Source organism: Arthrobacter sp. BI5 (assembly GCF_056680065.1).
Genome location: NZ_CM155264.1, coordinates 2,463,783 through 2,482,941 on the forward strand (window position 1 = coordinate 2,463,783; position 19,159 = coordinate 2,482,941).

Sequence of the window (19,159 nt, forward strand, 5' to 3'; positions counted from 1 at the left end):
GCACCATGAGCAAAGCAACCCGTTCCGCCAGCGGATCCCGCCCGTTGGCCGGCCTCCGCCGCCCCGGCGGCCCCCGCCTGCCCCGGGACATCAAGGTGATGCTGGTCGCTGCCTTCCTGATCGCGCTGGGGTTCGGCCTCGTCGCGCCGGTCCTCCCCCAGTTCGCCACCACCTTCGACGTCGGCGCGACCGCGGCGGCGGTGATCGTCAGCATCTTCGCTTTCATGCGGCTCATCTTCGCCCCGGCGGGCGGGGCGCTGATCGTGAAGCTGGGCGAACGGCCCGTCTACGTGGCAGGGCTGCTGATCGTGGCGGCATCCACCGCGGCCTGCGCGTTCGCCAAGGACTACTGGCAATTGCTGGTCTTCCGCGGCCTGGGCGGGGCCGGCTCCGTGATGTTCACCGTGGCCTCGATGGCCCTGGTGGTGCGGCTCGCCCCGCCGGAAAGCCGCGGCAGGGTCTCCGGGGCCTACGCCTCCGCCTTCCTGATCGGCAACGTGTGCGGGCCGATCGTGGGCGGGCTGCTGGCCAGCTTCGGGCTGCGGGTGCCGTTCCTTGCCTACGCGGCAGCGCTGGTGCTGGCCGCCGCCGTCGTGCAGACCCAGCTCAGCCACGTCCCCGCGGGGTCCCGTGAGGCGGGCGCGGCGGCGCCGGCGATGCAGTTGCGGGACGCGCTGCGCGACAGCGCCTACCGGGCCGGGCTGGCCTCCAGCTTCGCCAACGGCTGGGCTACCTTCGGCGTCCGGATGGCGACGGTGCCGCTCTTTGCCGTCGCGGCGCTCGGCGCGGGCCCGTCGTCCGCCGGCTGGGCGCTGGCGGTGTTCGCGGGGGGCAATGCCGCGGCGCTGACGTTCTCCGGGCGGCTCGCGGACAACCTGGGCCGGAAGCCGCTGATGCTGGCCGGGCTGGCCGTCACCGGCCTCGCCACCGCCGCCATCGGACTCACGCACGAACTGCCCTGGTTCCTGCTGGCCTCCACCATCGCGGGCATCGGGTCCGGGCTGCTGGGGCCGGCGCAGCAGGCGGCGATCGCCGACGTCGTCGGCAATGAACGCTCCGGCGGGCGGGTGCTGGCCGTGTTCCAGATGACCTCGGACAGCGGCGCGATTGTGGGGCCGGTCATCGCCGGGCTGCTGGCCGACCGGTTGGGCTACGGCTGGGCCTTCGGCGTGACCGGCGGGGTGCTCCTCGCGGCGGCCGTGGGCTGGCTGCTGGCCCGGGAAACGTTCCAGCGCCAACCCAACCAAGTCACGTAGGCGCCGGGTCGCCCGCGGGCGGAGCGGAATTGGCTAGGCTAGGGGCAAACCAACCCCGACCGCTGGAGAAATCGCCATGCCCGATACCGACCACCCGCCGCACGGCACGGAGCCTGGCTCCAGCAGTTCCCGCCCGGCCGGAAAAATCACCCGCCTGCGCCTGATCGCGGCTATCGCCGCCGTGGCCGTCATTGCGTTGATCGCCGTCATCCTGACGGTGACGTTGAACCCGGGCTCGAACTCGAACCAGGCTGCCGGGAACGCCGAACCCACCGCCGAGGAAACGCCGACGCAGCCTGCCCCCACGGGCAAGGCCCCCGCCGTCACGTACTACAAGCAGGCTCCGCCGCCAGCCGGGTCCCCGCTGGAGAAGGTGGACCCGCTGGAGCTGACCGTCAAGAACGAACCTGTCGGAACGAGCCTAAACAAGGGCACCGTCGGAATTTCGCTGGAAGCGACCGATCTGGCGGATCCCACCCTGAGCGCGGACAACGCCACGATGGTGAAGCTGCTCAAGGACTCCGACGACACGGTGCTCCGCTTCGGAGGCAACGCCGTCGACCGCCGATTCTTCTGGACGTCCTCCGGGGAAGCGCTGCCCGCCGGCTACAAGGGAGATAAGGCCCACCCGGCCCGCGTGGTCACCCCCGCGGACCTGGAGCGCGTTGCGACCCTCCTGAACGCCGCGAACGCCAAGATCAGCCTCACCGTGGACCTCGGGCACTACGACCCGGCGCGGGCGGCGGACATGATCAAGAACGCCTCCCGGATCTTCGGAAAGCGGCTGCTGAGCTTCACGGTCGGGAATGAGCCGAACGGGTTCGCCTACACGAAGCTGCGTCCGGCCACCTACGGCACCGACGAGTACATCGTGGAACTCAAGGCCTACGCCAACGCCATCCACGCTGCCGCCCCCGACGTCGTCATTTCCGGGCCCGGGGTGTATGACCAGAAGTGGTGGAAGCCGTTCATCGACGCCGAGGTGCCGCAGAAGAAGGTGCTGTCGTTCCACAACTACCCGCTCTTCAGCTGCAAGGACACGAAGTCGCCGGGCTTCCCCACGATCCCCAACCTGTTGGGCGAGGGAACCCGCCAGCGCGCCGCCAACTACCAGCAGCACGCCCTTGACGCGGCGAAGTCCGCCGGGCTGGAAACCTGGCTCGCGGAGACCGGCATGTCCGCCTGCCCGGGCTCGAACCAGACCACCAAGACGCACGCGACGGCCCTGTGGGCGGCAGACTATGCCTTGAACGCCGCCCGCCTTGGCATCACCCGGCTGGGCTTCCACAGCTCGATGGCCACCTGCAAGGGCGGCCCGCCGATGTCGGTGATCTGCAGCGGCGGCGCGTACCTGAAGCCGAACGGCGAGATGGCCCCCCGCGCGAACTACTTCGGCATGGCGATGGTCGCTGACCTGGCACCGGGCAAGTTCCTGAATCTCGACAAAAAGGGCGGCGGCATGGGCAACAGCTACGCGCTCAAGAACGCCGACGGCAGCACCACGGTAGTCATTGTCAACGAAAACGACCCCGAGAAGGCCGCCCAGACCGAGGTCTCGCTGAAGCTGCCCGGCCGTGCCCTGCGCGGAACGATGACCCAGCTGAGCGGCCCCAGCCTCAAGGCTGAGGACAGCACGGTGATCGACGGGGCCAAGGACGCGCCGGTCCCGGCCGCCAAGCGTCCCACCGTGCCGGGCTTCGCGTACGGTTCCGATACGCAGAAGTTCAAGCTGACGGCCGGTACCGTGACGGTGCTGAACTTCAGCTACTGACCCGCCCCGGGGGTTAAACCCAAACCAGCCCGCACCTGTTGTCGTTTCGAGGGCTGAAACGACAACCCGTGCGGGCTGGTTTGTTTGCGGCGGGCGGCGTTAGTTCAGCAGCGCGTCCACGAAGGTTTCGGCGTCGAAGGGCGCCAGGTCGTCCGCGCCCTCGCCGAGGCCCACCAGTTTGACCGGCACTCCGAGGGACTTCTGGATTGCGACGACGATGCCGCCCTTGGCGGTGCCGTCCAGCTTGGTCAGCACGATGCCGGTGATGTTCACGACCTCGGCGAAGACCCGGGCCTGGTTCAGGCCGTTCTGGCCGGTGGTCGCATCCAGGACCAGGAGCACCTCGTCCACTTCGGCGAGCTTTTCAATCACGCGCTTGACCTTGCCGAGCTCGTCCATCAGGCCGACCTTGTTCTGCAGCCGTCCCGCGGTGTCGATCATCACGACGTCGACTTCCTGGTCGATGCCGGCCTTGACCGCCTCGTACGCGACCGACGCCGGGTCCGCGCCGTCAATGTCGGACTTGACCGTTGGAACGCCGACGCGCTGGCCCCAGGTGGCCAGCTGCTCGGCCGCGGCGGCGCGGAAGGTGTCCGCGGCGCCGAGCAGCACGTCTTTGTCCTCGGCGACCAGGACGCGGGCCAGCTTGCCCACCGTGGTGGTCTTGCCGACGCCGTTGACGCCGACCACCATCATCACCGCGGGCTTGTCCGCGTGGCGTTCGACGTTCAGGCTGCGGTCCATGGTGGGGTCCACGAGCTTGATGAGTTCCTCGCGCAACAGGGCCTTGACCTGCTCGGGCGAACGGGTCCCCAGCACCTTGACCCGTTCGCGGAGGGCGTCCACCAGCTGCATGGTCGGTTCGGTGCCCAGGTCCGCCAGCAGCAGGGTCTCTTCGACTTCGTCCCAGACGTTCTCATCGATTTTGTCGGCGGAGAGCAGGGCGAGCAGGCCCTTGCCGAGGATGTTGTTGGACTTGACCAGGCGTTCGCGCAGCCGGGTCAGGCGGCCGGCCACCGGCAGCGGCGTCTCGACCGGCACGGTCTCGAGGCCCGCGACGTTGTCCGGCACCTCCACGGTTTCGAGGCCTTCAAGGTCGACGGCGTCCGTCCCCGCGGTCCCGCGCGGCGGGGCCGGCCGGTCCTCCAGCAGCGTGCCGCCGCCGGAGCCCTGCACGGGGTCATTCGCGTCGCGCTGCGACGGGTAGTTGGTGATGTTCTTCCGGGTCTTCATAAGCACCGGAATCAGCGCACCGAGGACCACGAGGGCAACGAGGATGGGCAGGATAATGGGGAGGATGTCGTTCACTCCCCTAGCTTCTCATAATCCTTAAACGCGCCGCGGGCGGCGCCGCGGGTGCCCGCAGCCGCGGCGTCGGGCCCGGACCTCAGACGTCGGCGCCCAGCCGCTGGCTGATCACGGTGGAGACGCCGTCGCCGCGCATGGTGACGCCGTAGAGCGCGTCCGCGACCTCCATGGTGCGTTTCTGGTGCGTGATAACGATCAGCTGGCTGGACTCGCGCAGCTCCTCGAAGATCGTGATGAGCCGGCCCAGGTTGGTGTCGTCCAGGGCGGCCTCCACCTCGTCCATAACGTAGAACGGCGAGGGCCGGGCCTTGAAGATCGCCACGAGCAGCGCCACCGCCGTCAACGACCGCTCCCCGCCGGAGAGCAAAGACAGCCGCTTGATCTTCTTCCCGGCGGGCCGGGCCTCCACCTCAATGCCGGTGGTGAGCATGTCCGAGGGGTCGGTCAGGACCAGCCGGCCCTCGCCGCCCGGGAACAGCCGGGCGAAGACCCGGACGAACTGCGCCGCGGTGTCCTCAAAGGCCTCGGCGAATACCTTCTGCACCCGCTCGTCGACTTCCTTGATGATGTCCAGCAGGTCCTTGCGGCTGGACTTGAGGTCTTCCAGCTGGGTGCTCAGGAATTGGTGGCGCTCCTCGAGGGCCGCGAACTCCTCCAGCGCCAGCGGGTTGACCCGGCCCAGGGCGGAGAGATCACGCTCGGCCTTCTTCAGCCGCTTCTCCTGCTCTTCGCGGACGAAGGGTTTGCCTGCGACCATTTCGCGGCCGTCCTCATCCACGGGGGCGCGGAGGGCCGCCCATTTGTCGCCGGTTTCGCCCGCCGGCACGGGTACCGGCCGGTCGGGGCCGAAGTCGGCGACGAGCTGGTCCGCGGTGAGTCCGAGTTCCTCGACGCTGCGCAGCTCGAGGGCTTCGATCCGGAGGCGCTGCTGCGCCCGGGCCAGTTCGTCGCGGTGCACGGAGTCGGTCAGCTCGGCCAGTTCGCGGGCAAGGGCGTCGTTACCGGTGCGCACCCCGGCCAGCTCGCGCTCCATCTGCTCGCGGCGCTCCTCCGCGAGGTCGCGTTCGCGGCGGGCCAGTTCCACGGACACGTCAATGAAACCGATGACCTGTTCGACGGCGGCGGACACGGCGGCGGCGCGGCGCGCCTGCAGCTGGCGGCGGCGGGCCCGTTCGGCAGCTTCTTCCCGCGCGCGGCGTTCGGTTGCGGCGGCACGTTCCAGCGACGAGGCCCTGTTGCGGATGGCAGTCAGCTGCTCCTCGGCGCTGCGGAGCGAGAGCCGGGCCTCCATCTCGGCCGAGCGTGCTGCCGCCGCCGCAAGGGCGAGGGCGTCGCGGTGCTCGGGCGAGGGTTCTTCCTCGGCGGGCGCCTCCTGGGCCGCGGCCAGCCGGGCAGCGACGGCCTCCAGCGCCTCCTGGTCCGCCTGGATGTTCGCCTCCGCGCGGGCCAGCGACGCGGCGAGGCGTTCGCTTTCCCCGACGGCGCTGCGCAGCACCGAGTTCAAGTGGCCCAGCCGTTCGGCCACGGCAGCCAGCCGGGCGTCCGAATCGTGCAGCTTGTCCAGGGCGGCGTCGGCCCGTTCCTGGGCGGCGGCGCGGCGGGATTCAGCGGCGGACCGGGCGAAGCGGTTGCGCTCCAGCTCCGCACCGACGGCGGCGAGCCGGGCGGCGGCGTCGTCCACGGCGGCCTGGACTTCCAGCAGCGAGGGCGCCGTGGCGGAGCCGCCGGTGACGGTGAGCGCGGTGAACACGTCCCCGGCCCGGGTCACGGCGGTCAGCTCCGGGCGGGCGGCGATGAGGCGAGCCGCGGCGTCGAGGTCCTCGACGACGGCGGTGCCGGCCAGCAGCTGCGCCAGCGGCACACTAGCGCGGGCTTTGTCTTCGGCCGGGGTGACGAGCGCGGCAGCCCAGCGGGCGCCCGCGGGAAGCCCGCCGTCCTGGCCGGGGGTGGCCGTCCCGGGTGTGCCGGCCAGCAGCAGCGACGCGCGGCCGGCGTCGTCGTCCTTCAGCAGCTGCACCGCCGCGGCGGCGGACGCGGCATCACGGACGACGACGGCGTCGGAGCTGTTGCCGAGGGCGGCGGCGATGGCGGCTTCGTAGCCGGTTTCAACGCTCAGCATGCCGGCCAGGGGGCCGAGCACGCCGGGCAGCTCCGCGCCCAGCACGTGCCCGGAGCCGTCCTTGCGGTTCAGGCCCAGCTGCAGGGCATCGCGGCGGGCCACGAGGGCATCGCGTTCCCGCTCGGCGTCGCGTTCGGCCGCCGTGAGGGCGTCGATGTCCGCCACGATGGCGTCGAGGGCAACGCTCGCGGCCTCGTATTCGGCGTCGAGGGTTTCCTCGCCGTCCTCGACGCCGGCCACCTGCGACTCGAGGGCGGTGAACTCGCTCTGCGCGAGGCGGCGCCGTTCCTCGCCGGCCTTCTGCGACTCCCTGAGCCGGCCCAGCTCAGCCTGGCCGGATTCGACCCGGGACCGCGCTGCGCCCACCTGGCCGGCGAGCCGGGCAAGGCCCTCACGGCGGTCCGCGGCGGCCCGGAGCAGGGCGGCGAGGCGTTTGTCCTCGGCCGCCGCCGCGCTCTCAGCGTCCTGCTTGGCGGCGGTGGCGGCATCCAGCGCGGTGCGCCGCTCGAGGATCCGGGCTTCGAGCCCGGACTGTTCCGCGCGGACCCGGGCTGCCTGCTTTTCGAGCTGCTCGGGGTCCCGGCCGGCGTCCGGGGCCGCGTCGGCGGCGCCGAGCAGGCGGCGGCGTTCTTCCGCGAGCGAGCCCAGCGAGCGCAGCCGTTCGCGCGCAGCGGAGAGCTGGTACCAGTTGTCCCGTGCGGCGTTGAGCTTAGGGGTCGCCTCGGCGGCGAGCTGTTCCAGGGCGGCCTGGCGCCGGCGGCCGGTTTCAAGGTCGCGTTCGACGACGGCGCGGCGCGCCTTCAGCGCGGTCTCGTCGGCGACGTCCTGCTCCAGCACGGACTGCAGCTGGACGAGGTCATCGGCCAGCAGGCGGCAGCGCGCGTCACGGACCTCGAACTGGACGGTCTGGGCGCGGCGGGCCACCTCGGCCTGCTTGCCCAGCGGGGTGAGCTGGCGCCGGATTTCCCCGGTCAGGTCGCTGAGCCGGGCAAGGTTGGCCTGCATGGCTTCGAGTTTGCGGACCGTCTTTTCCTTGCGGCGGCGGTGTTTGAGGATGCCGGCGGCCTCCTCAATGAAGCCGCGCCGGTCCTCCGGGGTGGCGTGCAGCACCTTGTCCAGCTGCCCCTGGCCGACAATCACGTGCATTTCCCGGCCCAGGCCGGAGTCGGAAAGCAGCTCCTGGATGTCCAGCAGCCGGCAGCTGGCGCCGTTGATGGCGTATTCGGAGCCGCCGGTGCGGAACAGCGTGCGGGAGATGGTCACTTCGCTGTAGTCGATCGGGAGCGCGCCGTCGCTGTTGTCGATCGTCAGCGAGACGTGGGCGCGGCCCAGCGGCGGCCGGCCGGAGGTTCCGGCGAAGATGACGTCTTCCATCTTGCCGCCGCGCAGGGTCTTGGCGCCCTGTTCGCCCATCACCCAGGACAACGCGTCCACCACGTTGGACTTGCCCGAGCCGTTGGGGCCCACCACGGCAGTGACGCCGGGTTCGAATTCAAACGTCGTCGCGGAAGCGAACGACTTGAATCCGCGGACGGTCAGGCTTTTGAGGTGCAAGGTGTTCCGGGTCTCCTGCTCGGTGCGGACGAGGCGCTGCTGGACGAAGGCGTGCTTCTAACGGGCGCGGTGGCGGGGTTCGGCGCCGGTACTAACAATCTACTGCGGAGCACCGTCACTTTTGTGCCAATTCCGCGCGGAACCCTCTGCGGAACCCCGGCAGAACCCCGCCGGGACAGCCACAGGAGCCTCAGCCGCCGCAGGAGCCCCAGGCTGCGCGGGTTCCGTGTGCGGGAATGGAATGGCTCGGGGCATAGTTAAGCTCTTGGGCTTGTGCCCGGCGATGCAGCTAACGTCCCGGAGCGCGGGACGGACACGAACAGGGGCTTGATCTTGGTAGGGAACGCAACATTCAGGCACCGCAACACCGCCTTGCTGTCGGTGAGCAGCGTCGAAGCTCCGACCGTGGTTAGTTCCACGGAGTTCGACCGGCGGCTGGCGTCGACGCTGCGGCGGCTGAGGGTCCCGCCGAAACTGCTCGAACGGGTCGCCGGTATTACGCACCGGCGCTGGTGGGCGCCCGGGACCTCGTTCGACGACGCCGCCATCGAGGCGGGTGCGAAGGCACTGGCCGAGTCCGGCATCGAAGCATCCGAGGTCGGCCTGCTGATCAACACCTCCGTCACGCGCCGCAACCTTGAACCGTCGGTCGCGGTGAAGATCCACCATGGGCTGGACCTGCCCTCCTCGGCCATGAACTTTGACCTGGCCAATGCCTGCCTCGGCTTCGTCAACGGCATGACCCTGGCCGCGAACATGATCGACTCCGGCCAGATCCGGTACGCCATGATCGTCAACGGCGAGGACGCGCAGGCAACCCAGGAAGCCACCCTGGCCCGGCTGCAGCGGCCGGAGACCACCCGCGAGGACTTCAACCGCGAGTTCGCCACGCTGACCCTCGGCTCCGGCGCCGCAGCGGCCGTCCTGGGCCCGGCGGACCAGCACCCGGGGGCGCACCGGATCCTCGGCGGCGTGATGCGCGCCGGCACCGAGCACCACGAGTTGTGCGTCGGCGGCGTCGACGGCATGGCCACCGACACCAAGGGTCTGCTCGACGGCGGCCTGCAGCTTGTGGTGGACGCCTGGCAGGAGGCGCAGCCGGAGTGGGATTGGGCCTCGATGGACCGCTACGTCACGCACCAGGTCAGCAATGCCTACACCCGGGCCATCATCGATGCGATTGACCTGGATCCGGACAAGGTGCCCATCACGTTCCCGCACTGGGGCAATGTGGGTCCGGCGTCCCTGCCCATGACCCTGGCCGCCGAGGCGCAGACTCTCGAAGCCGGGGACCGCGTGCTGTGCATGGGCGTCGGTTCCGGTTTGAACACTGCCATGATGGAAATCGTTTGGTAGCCGCCGGCTGGCCCGGCGTGGACCCCGAGTGGTCGCGCGAGGTCGACGTCGGGTCCACCTCCGCCGCGGACGCGCCCGGCACCGTGCGCCGCTGGCACCTGCTCGACAACGGGGCCCAGCTCGCCCGCCGGGGCCTGACCCCCGCCGGCACGCTGCTGTGCGTGCACGGCAACCCCACCTGGTCCTACCTGTGGCGGACCCTGCTGGCCGCCGGATCCAGCCCCGACCATCCGTGGCGCGTGGTGGCCGTGGATCAGCTGGACATGGGCTTCTCCGAGCGCACCGGCACGTTCCGGCGCCTGGCGGACCGGATCAACGACCTGGCCGACCTCACCAAGGCGCTGGGGCTGGAGGGCCCGGTGGTCACCGTCGGCCATGACTGGGGCGGCGTGATCAGCCTCGGCTGGGCCCTGGCCCATCCGCAGCAGCTCGCCGGCGTGGTGCTCACCAACACCGCCGTCCACCAGCCGGCCGGCTCCCCCATCCCGCCGGCGCTGCGGTTGGCCCTGCACCCCGCGGTGCACGGCTGGGGAACCACGACGTCGGATGCGTTCCTGCGGGTGACCCACGCCCTGGCCCACCCGCCGCTGGCCGCGGACGTCCGCCGGGCCTTTATGGCCCCCTACCGCGGCGCCGCCCGCCGCGCCGGCGTGGGGAACTTCGTCGCGGACATTCCGGCCGACGCGTCCCACCCCAGCTTCCCGGCGCTCAACCGCGTCGCCGAAGGGCTGCGCGGGCTGGAGGTTCCGGCGCTGATGCTGTGGGGACCGCGGGACCCGATCTTTTCCGACCGGTACCTCAAGGACCTCATCAGCCGGTTGCCGGCGGCCAAAGTGCACCGCTTCGAGGGTGCCGGCCACCTGGTCGCGGAAGACCGGGACATCGGCGCCCCCGTCTTCGACTGGCTTGCCGGTCAGGGCCGGGACAATGGGCCGGGCGTGCAGCCGCCGGCGCCCGGCGAGCGGGTTCCGCCGCTGTGGGCGCCCCTGACCGAACTCGCTGCCGGACCAGCCGGCGCGGACACCGCCGTCGCGGAAATGGCCGCTGACGGCAATGTCGCCCGCACGCTCAGCTGGCAGCAGCTGGAACAGGACGTCGCCGCCCTCGCGGCGGGCCTGCAGGAAGCCGGTGTGGCGAACGGCAGCCGGGTGAGCCTGATGGTGCCGCCGGGCGTAGACCTCACTGTGGTGCTCTACGCCTGCCTGCGGCTCGGCGCGGTGGTGGTCGTGGCCGATGCCGGCCTGGGCACCCGCGGCCTGAGCCGCGCGGTGAAGGGCGCCACCCCGGATTTCCTGATCGGCATCGACAAGGCGCTGGCGGCAGCCGCGGCCCTCGGCTGGTCGGGGCGGCGCATCAGCGTGCGGGATCTCCCGGCCGCACAACGCCGCCTCCTCGGCGTTGAAACGTCCCTCGCCGCCCTCGCCCGCCGCGGTGCCGCCCTGGGCCCGGCAGCCACCGCCCCGGCAGCCGCTGCACCGGTTCCCGAGCCGGAGCCGGACGCCCCCGCCGCGGTGCTCTTCACCTCCGGCTCCACCGGCCCGGCCAAGGGCGTGCTGTACACGCACCGGCAGCTGGCCGCGATGCGGGACACCGTCGCCGCGACGCTGGGCATCCGTCCGGGCGCCCGCCTGGTGGCCGGCTTCGCGCCGTTCGCCCTGCTGGGTCCGGCGCTCGGGGCGGTCTCGGTGACGCCCGCCATGGACGTCACCGTGCCCCGCACCCTGACGGCCCGCGCGCTGGCGGACGCCGCCGCAGCAATCGACGCCACGGTGGTCTTCGCCTCCCCCGCGGCGCTGCGCAACGTCGTCGCGACCCGGGCCGATCTGGGCCGCGCCGGGCACGAGGCCCTGGCCCGCGTGGAGCTGCTGCTGTCCGCGGGCGCGCCGGTCCCCGAACCCCTCCTGGCCCAAGTGCAGGAGCTGCTGCCGGCGGCCTCGCTGCACACCCCGTACGGGATGACGGAGGCGCTGCCGGTGACGGACATCAGCCTCGAACAGATCCGCGCCGCGGAGGCGGACGCCGCCGCGGGCACGGTGGCGGGGGCCGGCAACGGCGTCTGCGTGGGGCGGCCGGTGCACGGCGCCCGCACGGCCGTCATCCCGCTCGCCGCGGACGGCACGGCCCCGGGGAACGAGCCTGTCACGGACGCGGGAGTGACCGGCGAGATCCTGGTCAGCGCCCCGCACGTGAAGGATGCCTACGACAGGCTTTGGCTGACCCAGCGCGAGAGCGTCCGGACCCCCGGCTGGCACCGCACCGGAGACGTCGGGCACTTCGACGCCGCCGGCCGGCTCTGGGTGGAGGGACGCCTCGTGCACGTCGTGACCGCGCCGGGCGCGGTGGTGACGCCCGTCGGTGCCGAGCAGGCCATCGAACGCCTGGACGACGTCGGACTGGCCGCCGTCGTCGGGGTCGGTCCGGCCGGGACGCAGGCGGTCGTCGCCGTCGTCGAAACCGTCCCGCCGGTACGCCGGGCCGGCCCCGCGGCGCCGCAGCTCGCCGGACAAGTCCGGGATGCGGCGCGCCAGGCCGGCGTCAGCATCTCCGCGGTGCTCGCCGTCCCTTCCCAGCCGACCGACATCCGGCACAACGCCAAGATCGACCGGACGCGCCTGGCGCGGTGGGCGTCCTCCGCGCTGGCCGGCGGCCGGCCGGGCACGCCGTGAGGGTCCTCGTCACCGGCGCCAGCGGCCTGCTCGGCGGCGAAGTCGCCCGGTTGCTGGTCCGGCAGGGCCACACCGTCACCACCTTCCAGCGCCGGCCGTCCGGCATCGACGGCGCCGCCGACGCCGCCGGGTCCGTCACGGACGACGACGCCGTCCGCCGCGCCGTGGCCGGCGCCGAGGGCGTCATCCACCTGGCCGCGAAGGTCTCCTTCACCGGCCGCGCCGCGGAGTTCGACGAGGTCAACGTCGAGGGCACCCGCCGGTTGCTGGCGGCCGCCCGCGGCGCCGGCGTACGGGACCTGGTGTTCGTCTCGTCCCCGTCCGTGGCCAACTCCGGGGCCGCGATCGCAGGCCTGGGCGCCGAGCCGGCGGACCCGGTGCGCGCCCACGGGGACTACTCCCGTACCAAAGCCGCGGCCGAACTGCTGGCGCTGGCCGCCGATTCGCCGGACTTCAGGGCCGCGGCGGTGCGCCCGCACATCGTCTGGGGCCCGGGCGACACGCAGCTGGTGGAACGGGTGCTGGACCGCGCCGGCCGGCGCCGCCTGCCGCTGCTCGACGCGGGGGCGGCCCTGATCGACACCACCTACGTGGACAACGCCGCGTCCGCGATCGTTGCCGCGCTGCACCGCATGGAGCACATCCACGGCCGCGCGCTGGTGGTCAGCAACGGTGAACCCCGCCCGGTCGGCGAGCTGCTGGCGGGTATCTGCGCCGCCGGCGGCGTCCCCGCACCGTCCTGGAACGTCCCGGGCAAACTCGCACGGGCGGCAGGATCGGTGGTGGAGAGGCTCTGGTCCCGGGCCGGCCGGGCGGACGAGCCGCCCATGACCCGCTTCCTCGCCGAGCAGCTTTCCACCGCCCACTGGTTCGACCAGCGCGAGACCCGCGAACTCCTCGACTGGACCCCCGCGGTGCCGCTGGACGAGGGCCTGGCACGGCTGGCCAGGCACTACGGCTCGGCCTAGCTTCGTTACCAGCGCCCGTTCCGGGGCCGCGGCTGGCAGACCGGGCAGGTGTAGGAGGAGCGGTTCATGAACTGTTCGCGCTTCATCACGCTCACGATGCCCGCCGCGGCGCAGCGCCGGCATTCCTGGCCCACGCGGCCGTAGGCATTCAGGGACCGCTCGAAGTAGCCGGACGCGCCGTTGACGTTGACGTAGAGGGAATCGAAGCTGGTTCCCCCGGCGGCGAGGGCATCCGTCATGACCTGCCGGGCGGCGTCGAGCACCCGCAGGGCCTCGGACCGGCGCAGGGTGTCCGTGGGCCGGGCGTAGTGGAGCTTGGCCAGCCAGAGCGCCTCATCGGCGTAGATGTTCCCGATCCCGGAGACCAGGGCCTGGTCCAGCAGTGCCCGCTTGAGGCCGGTCTTGCGCGCCCGGAGCCGCTGGTAGAACAGGTCAAAGGAAAAATGCGGGTCCAGCGGGTCCCGGGCAATGTGTGCGGCTTCTTCGGCGATCAGCGGCAGCGGCGTCTCTGCGAGGCCGCCGGCCTGGCCGTCCAGGGTGGGGACCAGCGCGGTGAGGAACAGGCCGCCGAAGATCCGCTGGTCCACGAACCGCAGCTGTTCGGGCATGCCCGCGGCGGGGCTCAGCCGCAACCGGATTTTCAGGTGCTTCTCGTCCGCCACGGCGGCGTCCTGCATTAGCAGCTGACCGGACATCCCCAGGTGTGCCATCAGCGCGACGGCGGGGGCCGGCGCAGCGCTGCCCGGTCCGGCGGGCGTATCTGCCAGCGGGAGCCAGAGGAATTTGCCGCGGCGCACGACGTCGAGGACCCGGGCGCCTTCCAGGTTGCCGGCGAAGTCCTCGGCCCCGAGCGCGTGCCGGCGGATGGACCGCGGATCCAGCACGTCCACGGCGGTGATCGTCCGGCCGCGCACCCAGTTCACCAGGCCGCGCCGGACAACTTCCACCTCGGGCAGTTCGGGCAAGGAAGCGCCTAGCTGCCGGTCTGGGTCTTGAGCGGCGCGGCAGCAGCCGGCGCCGCAGCGGCGTCGGCCGGCGCGTGACCCGAAGCAGCCGGCGCGTCACCGGCAGCGGCCGAGGCGGGCGCGGAGAGCCGGCGCCAAGCGTCGGCGGCCGCTTCCTGCTCGGCTTCCTTCTTGGAGTTGCCCGAGCCGGTGCCGTAGTCGTTGCCGCCGATCCGCAGTACGGCTTCGAATGTCCGCGCGTGGTCCGGGCCAGAGCCCTCCACGGCGTAGTTGATGGTGCCGAGCTGGCGGCTGGCGGCGAGCTCCTGGATGGAAGTCTTCCAGTCGGTGCCGGCGCCGAGCGCGGCCGCGTCCTGGAGCAGCGGGCCGACCAGGCGCATGACCAGCCGGCGTGCGGTTTCCAGGTCGTTTGACAGGTAGGTCGCGCCGATCAGCGCTTCCATGGTGTCCGCCAGGATGGAGGCCTTGTTCTTGCCCTCGGTGAGCTTTTCGCCCTGGCCGAGGTAGATGTACTCCCCCAGCCCGATGCTGCGGCCGATTCCGGCCAGCGCCCGGGTGCTAACGACCGCGGAGCGGCGCTTGGCCAGGTCCCCTTCGGGCAGCTCGGGGTTGTCGCGGTACAGCGCGTCGGTGACGGAGAAGCCCAGGATGGAGTCGCCCAGGAACTCGAGCCGCTCGTTGGTGGGGATGCCGCCGTTTTCGTAGGCGTAGGAACGGTGTGTGAGAGCAAGACGAAGCGTCCCGGCGTCAATAGAGACACCGAGACGCTTCAGAAGCTCTTCAGTTGAAGACATCTTAGTCAGCCTGTTGGCGGATTAGACGTCTGCGACCTTGCGGCCCTTGTACTCAAGGAACAGCGCGGTGCCAGCCGAGTCGGTAACGACCTTTGCCTGGTGCGGCAGGCTGTAAACAACCTGTCCGTTTTCCACGGTCTTCACCAGGTGGGGGGCGGTTGCCTTCCACTGGGAGCGGCGGGCGCGGGTATTCGAGCGAGACATTTTCCGCTTCGGGACAGCCACGGCTAACTCATTTCTCTCTAGTCCAACACTTACAAATCAGTTTTGCCGGTCAGGCTTAGCCAGATCAGCTAGGGCAGCCCACCGAGGATCTACGACCTCGTGGTGGTGCCCCGGCTCGTCTTCCAGGCGAACTCCGCATTCGGAGCAAAGGCCCTGGCAGTCTTCCCGGCACACCGGCTGGAACGGCAGCATAGTGACAACTGCGTCCCGCAACACCGGTTCAAGATCGATTAGATCGTGCTCGACTCGACGTTGCTCTTGTTCATCTTCCTCATCCGGGAATTCAGCATCCCCGTAGAAGAAAAGTTCTTGCACATTGACCTCGAGGTCATACGCAAGGGGATCCAGGCATCGACCGCATTCGCCGGTTACTTCAACGACCGCGGTACCTGATACCAGAATTCCTTCGTGTACGGCCTCCAGGCGCAGATCCAGCTCAACATCCGAGCCTTCCTGCACACCAATGAGCGCCACACCAAGATCACTTGGCGCGGGTACATGTTCCGTCAGTGTCCGCATGCTTCCCGGACTGCGTCCGAGGTCCTTGACGTCGAACGCCAGGGGCGAACTAGCATCTCGTTTAATGAGAACTCCTGTTGAACATATGACCGACGTACCATCTTAGCCTGAACTTACCAACGGACTCAAACCGGACGGCAGCGCACGGTTCAGCGCCGTGCGCCGGCCCGGTAGGGCCCGCGCAACCGGCAGCAGGCCGCCGAGTACCGATCAAGCTTACCCTCTGCGGGGCTGATCCTGGACCGGCTCGCCGGAGCCCAGCCGTTTCAGCACGGACTTCGGCACAAAGTCCGAGACGTCCCCGCCAAGGGTGAACACTTCCTTGATCAAAGTGGACGACAGGTGCAGGTAATGGCCCTCGGCGGGAATGAACACCGTTTCGACGCCGGTCAGCTGCCGGTTCATGGTGGCCATCGGCAGCTCGTAGTCAAAGTCCGAGGAGGAGCGCAGGCCCTTCACAATAGCGTTGGCCCCGCGCTGCCGGCAGTACTCGGCCAGCAGGCCCTCGCCCACGGGTTCCACCACAATGCCGCGCAGCGACGCCAGGGTTTCCCGGGCCATGTCCAGGCGTTCCTCAAGCCCGAAGCGGTACTTCTTGGCATAGTTGGTGGACACTGCCACGATGACCTCGTCGAAGAGGCCGGCCGCCCGGGCAATGACTTCCAGGTGGCCGTTGTGAATAGGGTCAAAGGAGCCAGGGCATACGGCGCGTCTCATGCTCCGAACCTACCCCATCGGCCTTGCGCTCCGGGATAGCATGGCGGAATGTCAGCATCTAACAGTTCTACTGCCGCGTCAGCGCCCGCGCCGTTCACCGTCTCCGGCGGCACCGTCCTTGTCACCGGCGCCGCCATGGGCATGGGCCGGCTGTATGCGCTGCGCGCGGCGCGCGAGGGAGCCGCCGTCGTGATCCTCTGGGACGTCGACGCCGACGGCCTGGCCCGGACGGCCGGCGAGGTCACCGCGCTCGGGGCGCGCGCCGTCGTCCGCCGGGTGGATCTGGCCAGCCGGGAGGCGATCGCGGAGGCCGCCCGGGAGGCGGCGTCCGAGGGTCCGCTGACCCTGCTGATCAATAACGCCGGGATCGTGCGCGGCGCCCTGTTCTGGGAGCACGAGCCGGCGCGGGACATCGCGCTGACCATGGACATTAACGCCCTCGCCCCGATGTACGTCACGCACGCCTTCCTGCCGGCCATGATGGCCGACGGCGGGCGGCCGCGCCGGATCCTGAACATCGCCTCCGCCGCGGGCACCGTCTCCAACCCGCGGATGAGCGTCTACGCCGCCTCCAAGTGGGCGGTCATCGGCTGGAGCGACTCGCTGCGGCTGGAACTCGAACAGCAGGGCTACGGCCACCTCAAGGTCACCACGTTCTGCCCCAGCTACATCTCCACCGGCATGTTCGCCGGCGCCCGGGGCCCCCTCTTCACTCCCCTGATGACCCCGGACGACGCCGTCAACCGCGCCTGGCGCGCCACGGCTGCCGGCCAGCCGCAGCTGATTGCCCCGGCGACGGCGCAGCTGGGCAAGGTGCTGCGCGGGCTGCTGCCGGTCAGGGCGTGGGACTTCGTGGGCGGGAAGATCTTCGGCATCTACACCACCATGGACAAGTTCACCGGCCGCAGCGGAGCCGCAGCAGAAGAATCCGGCAAGGCGGAAACCCGGTGACCGGGCAGCCGCTGGCCCCGTGGCAGCGCGCGGCCCTCGGGGCCAACCTGCTCTCCCCCACCGGGGACCTGGGCGTCACCATTTTCGAGGAGATGACCACGCTGGCGCTCAGCACCGGCGCCATTAACCTCGGCCAGGGCTTCCCGGATGAGGACGGCCCGGCGGAGATCAAGGACGCCGCGCAGGCCGCCATCGCCGCCGGCGCCAACCAGTACGCCCCCGGCAAGGGCATCCTGGAGCTGCGGGAGGCCATTTCCCTTCACCAGGAACGGTTTTACGGGCTGACCCCGGATCCGCAGACCGAAATCATCGTCACCACCGGCGCCACCGAGGCCATCGCGGCTGCACTGCTGGCCCTGGTGGGGCCCGGCGACGAGGTCCTCACCTTCGAGCCGTTCTACGACTCCTACGGCGCCATCATCGGACTCTCCGGCGCCCGGCACGTCACCGCGCCGCTGCTGGCTCCGGACTTCATGCCGGACCTCGACGCGCTGGCGGCGGCGTTCAGCGACCGCACCAAGGTGGTGCTGGTGAACAACCCGCACAACCCCACCGGTGCGGTGTTCCCGCGCGAGGTCCTGGAACGCATCGTCGAGCTCGCCACCGAGCACGACGCTGTGATCATCACCGACGAGGTCTACGAACACCTCACGTTCGGCGCCAGGCACCTGCCGATCGCGACGCTGCCCGGAGCGGCCGGGCGCACCCTGACCATTTCGTCCGCCGGAAAGACCTTTTCCTTTACCGGGTGGAAGGTCGGCTGGCTCAGCGGCCCGGAGCACCTCGTGGCCGCGGCCCGGACGGTTAAACAGTTCCTCAGCTACAGTTCCGGAACCCCGTTCCAGAGCGCCATTGCGGTGGGGCTGGGGCTGCCGGACGAGTTCTACGCCGGCATCGCGGACACGCTGCGGCTCAAACGCGACATCCTCAGCGAGGGGCTCCGCGCGGCGGGGCTGGAGGTCTTCACCCCGCAGGGCACCTACTTCGTGAACGTGGACACCGCCCCGCTGGGCATCTCCGATGCGGTGGACCTGGCCCGCCGGCTGCCCGCTCTGGTGGGCGTCGCCGCCATCCCGGTCCCGGTCTTCTGCCATCCGGAGGGAGCCGAGCGGACCCGCAGCCTGCTCCGGTTCGCGTTCTGCAAGCGGACCCACGTCCTGGAGGAAGCCGCCGAACGGCTCGCCACCCTGCGGTACGTCCTGTGAGTACCGACGGCGCCGCGGCGGCCACCCGCTTCCTGCGGACCACCGGCCAGCACGCCGTGATCGAGCCGGACGCGTTCACCGAGGGCGGGTTCGTTCTGAGCATCGGCGGGGCCGAGCAGTCCCACGTCAACCTGGCCGAGCCGGATGACATCTTCTACGAGTACCTGCGCCGGATCGGCCACGTGGTGGACCTCGCGGCGCCGTGGGGCGAACCCATCACCGCCCTGCACCTGGGCGCCGGCGCACTGACCCTGGCGCGGTACATCCAGGCCACCCGGCCCGGCTCGGTGCAGTATGCGGTGGAGCTGGAGCGGGAATTGCTGGACTTCGTGCTGCAGCAGCTGCCGATGCCGGAGGGGACCCAGCTGCACACGGTGATCGGCGACGCCCGCGAGTCGCTGGCCGCGCTGCCGGCGGAGCTGCGTTTCGACGTCGTGATCCTGGACATTTTCTCCGGGCCGGAGGCGCCGGAGCATCTTGCCTGCACCGAGTTCTACCAGGAGGCCGCGGCCCGGCTGACCCCGCGCGGCGTCCTGGTCATCAACGTCGGCGACGAACCGGGCCTGACCCTGGTCCGCAGCCAGGTGGCTGCGCTGCGCCGGGCGATGGCCGATGTGGCCGCGTTCGCCGAGACCGGCATGTTCGCCGGCCGGCACCCCGGCAACATCATCCTGGCTGGTACGCAGGGCCCGTGGCCCGAGGCCTGGACGGCGGCGCTGACGGCCCGCGGCCCGCACCCGGCGAAAGTGCTCTCCGGCGTCGAGCTGGATGTGCTCTCTGCCTGA

General features: G+C 70.7%; 15 protein-coding genes. 8 read left to right on the top strand and 7 right to left on the bottom strand.

The annotated features are described in order from the left end of the window. The first annotated feature begins 5 nt into the window (after window positions 1-5). Together AC1MED_RS11345 and AC1MED_RS11350 are read left to right on the top strand one after the other, a co-directional pair. Window positions 6-1,256, top strand: coding sequence for an MFS transporter (locus AC1MED_RS11345; RefSeq protein WP_479783371.1), 1,251 nt, complete (start codon window positions 6-8; stop codon window positions 1,254-1,256). Between the two features lie 76 nt (window positions 1,257-1,332). After that, complete coding sequence (locus tag AC1MED_RS11350; RefSeq protein WP_479783372.1) at window positions 1,333-3,027, top strand: hypothetical protein; 1,695 nt, start codon at window positions 1,333-1,335, stop codon at window positions 3,025-3,027. A gap of 99 nt (window positions 3,028-3,126) precedes the next feature. On the opposite strand, the gene ftsY is transcribed toward AC1MED_RS11350, so the two are convergent. Next, entirely contained in the window at window positions 3,127-4,335 is a 1,209-nt protein-coding gene (gene ftsY, locus AC1MED_RS11355; protein WP_479783373.1) for a signal recognition particle-docking protein FtsY, read from the bottom strand. Window positions 4,336-4,414: 79 nt separating this feature from the next. After that, on the bottom strand, window positions 4,415-8,008 hold the full coding sequence (gene smc / locus AC1MED_RS11360) for a chromosome segregation protein SMC (RefSeq protein ID WP_479783374.1): 3,594 nt from the start codon (window positions 8,006-8,008) through the stop codon (window positions 4,415-4,417). 333 nt (window positions 8,009-8,341) lie between these two features. Here smc and AC1MED_RS11365 point away from each other — a divergent pair, with 333 nt between their 5' ends. From AC1MED_RS11365 to AC1MED_RS11375, 3 genes are read left to right on the top strand one after another with little or no spacing between them, the layout of a single operon-like run. Continuing rightward, window positions 8,342-9,364, top strand: coding sequence for a 3-oxoacyl-ACP synthase III (locus tag AC1MED_RS11365; RefSeq protein ID WP_479783375.1), 1,023 nt, complete (start codon window positions 8,342-8,344; stop codon window positions 9,362-9,364). After that, the gene (locus tag AC1MED_RS11370; protein WP_479783376.1) at window positions 9,358-12,030 is read left to right on the top strand and encodes an alpha/beta fold hydrolase; all 2,673 of its coding nucleotides are present in this window, start codon (window positions 9,358-9,360) and stop codon (window positions 12,028-12,030) included. The genes AC1MED_RS11365 and AC1MED_RS11370 overlap by 7 nt, the downstream gene beginning before the upstream one ends. Further along, window positions 12,027-12,998, top strand: a complete 972-nt coding sequence (locus AC1MED_RS11375) for an NAD-dependent epimerase/dehydratase family protein (RefSeq protein ID WP_479783377.1) — start codon at window positions 12,027-12,029, stop codon at window positions 12,996-12,998. The genes AC1MED_RS11370 and AC1MED_RS11375 overlap by 4 nt, the downstream gene beginning before the upstream one ends. A gap of 5 nt (window positions 12,999-13,003) precedes the next feature. Here AC1MED_RS11375 and mutM read toward each other — a convergent pair whose 3' ends face one another. From mutM to coaD, 5 genes are all read right to left on the bottom strand, one after another. Further along, on the bottom strand, window positions 13,004-13,963 hold the full coding sequence (gene mutM / locus AC1MED_RS11380; RefSeq protein WP_479783378.1) for a bifunctional DNA-formamidopyrimidine glycosylase/DNA-(apurinic or apyrimidinic site) lyase: 960 nt from the start codon (window positions 13,961-13,963) through the stop codon (window positions 13,004-13,006). 8 nt (window positions 13,964-13,971) lie between these two features. After that, complete coding sequence (rnc, locus tag AC1MED_RS11385; protein ID WP_479783379.1) at window positions 13,972-14,757, bottom strand: ribonuclease III; 786 nt, start codon at window positions 14,755-14,757, stop codon at window positions 13,972-13,974. A 21-nt stretch (window positions 14,758-14,778) separates the two neighbouring features. Then, window positions 14,779-14,982 (bottom strand): 50S ribosomal protein L32, encoded by a 204-nt coding sequence (gene rpmF, locus AC1MED_RS11390; protein WP_056738282.1) that lies wholly within the window; start codon window positions 14,980-14,982, stop codon window positions 14,779-14,781. Window positions 14,983-15,018: 36 nt separating this feature from the next. After that, window positions 15,019-15,543 carry a YceD family protein gene (locus tag AC1MED_RS11395; protein WP_346959977.1) on the bottom strand — a complete coding sequence of 175 codons (525 nt, stop codon included), beginning with the start codon at window positions 15,541-15,543 and terminating at the stop codon, window positions 15,019-15,021. 174 nt (window positions 15,544-15,717) lie between these two features. After that, complete coding sequence (gene coaD, locus AC1MED_RS11400; protein ID WP_346959978.1) at window positions 15,718-16,218, bottom strand: pantetheine-phosphate adenylyltransferase; 501 nt, start codon at window positions 16,216-16,218, stop codon at window positions 15,718-15,720. 48 nt (window positions 16,219-16,266) lie between these two features. Between coaD and AC1MED_RS11405 the strand changes: the two genes are divergently transcribed. The 3 genes from AC1MED_RS11405 to AC1MED_RS11415 are packed head-to-tail and all read left to right on the top strand — an operon-like array spanning window position 16,267 to window position 19,159. Further along, window positions 16,267-17,169, top strand: a complete 903-nt coding sequence (locus tag AC1MED_RS11405) for an SDR family NAD(P)-dependent oxidoreductase (protein WP_479783380.1) — start codon at window positions 16,267-16,269, stop codon at window positions 17,167-17,169. Continuing rightward, window positions 17,166-18,374 carry an aminotransferase class I/II-fold pyridoxal phosphate-dependent enzyme gene (locus tag AC1MED_RS11410; protein ID WP_479783381.1) on the top strand — a complete coding sequence of 403 codons (1,209 nt, stop codon included), beginning with the start codon at window positions 17,166-17,168 and terminating at the stop codon, window positions 18,372-18,374. The genes AC1MED_RS11405 and AC1MED_RS11410 overlap by 4 nt, the downstream gene beginning before the upstream one ends. After that, the gene (locus AC1MED_RS11415; RefSeq protein WP_479783382.1) at window positions 18,371-19,159 is read left to right on the top strand and encodes a spermidine synthase; all 789 of its coding nucleotides are present in this window, start codon (window positions 18,371-18,373) and stop codon (window positions 19,157-19,159) included. The genes AC1MED_RS11410 and AC1MED_RS11415 overlap by 4 nt, the downstream gene beginning before the upstream one ends.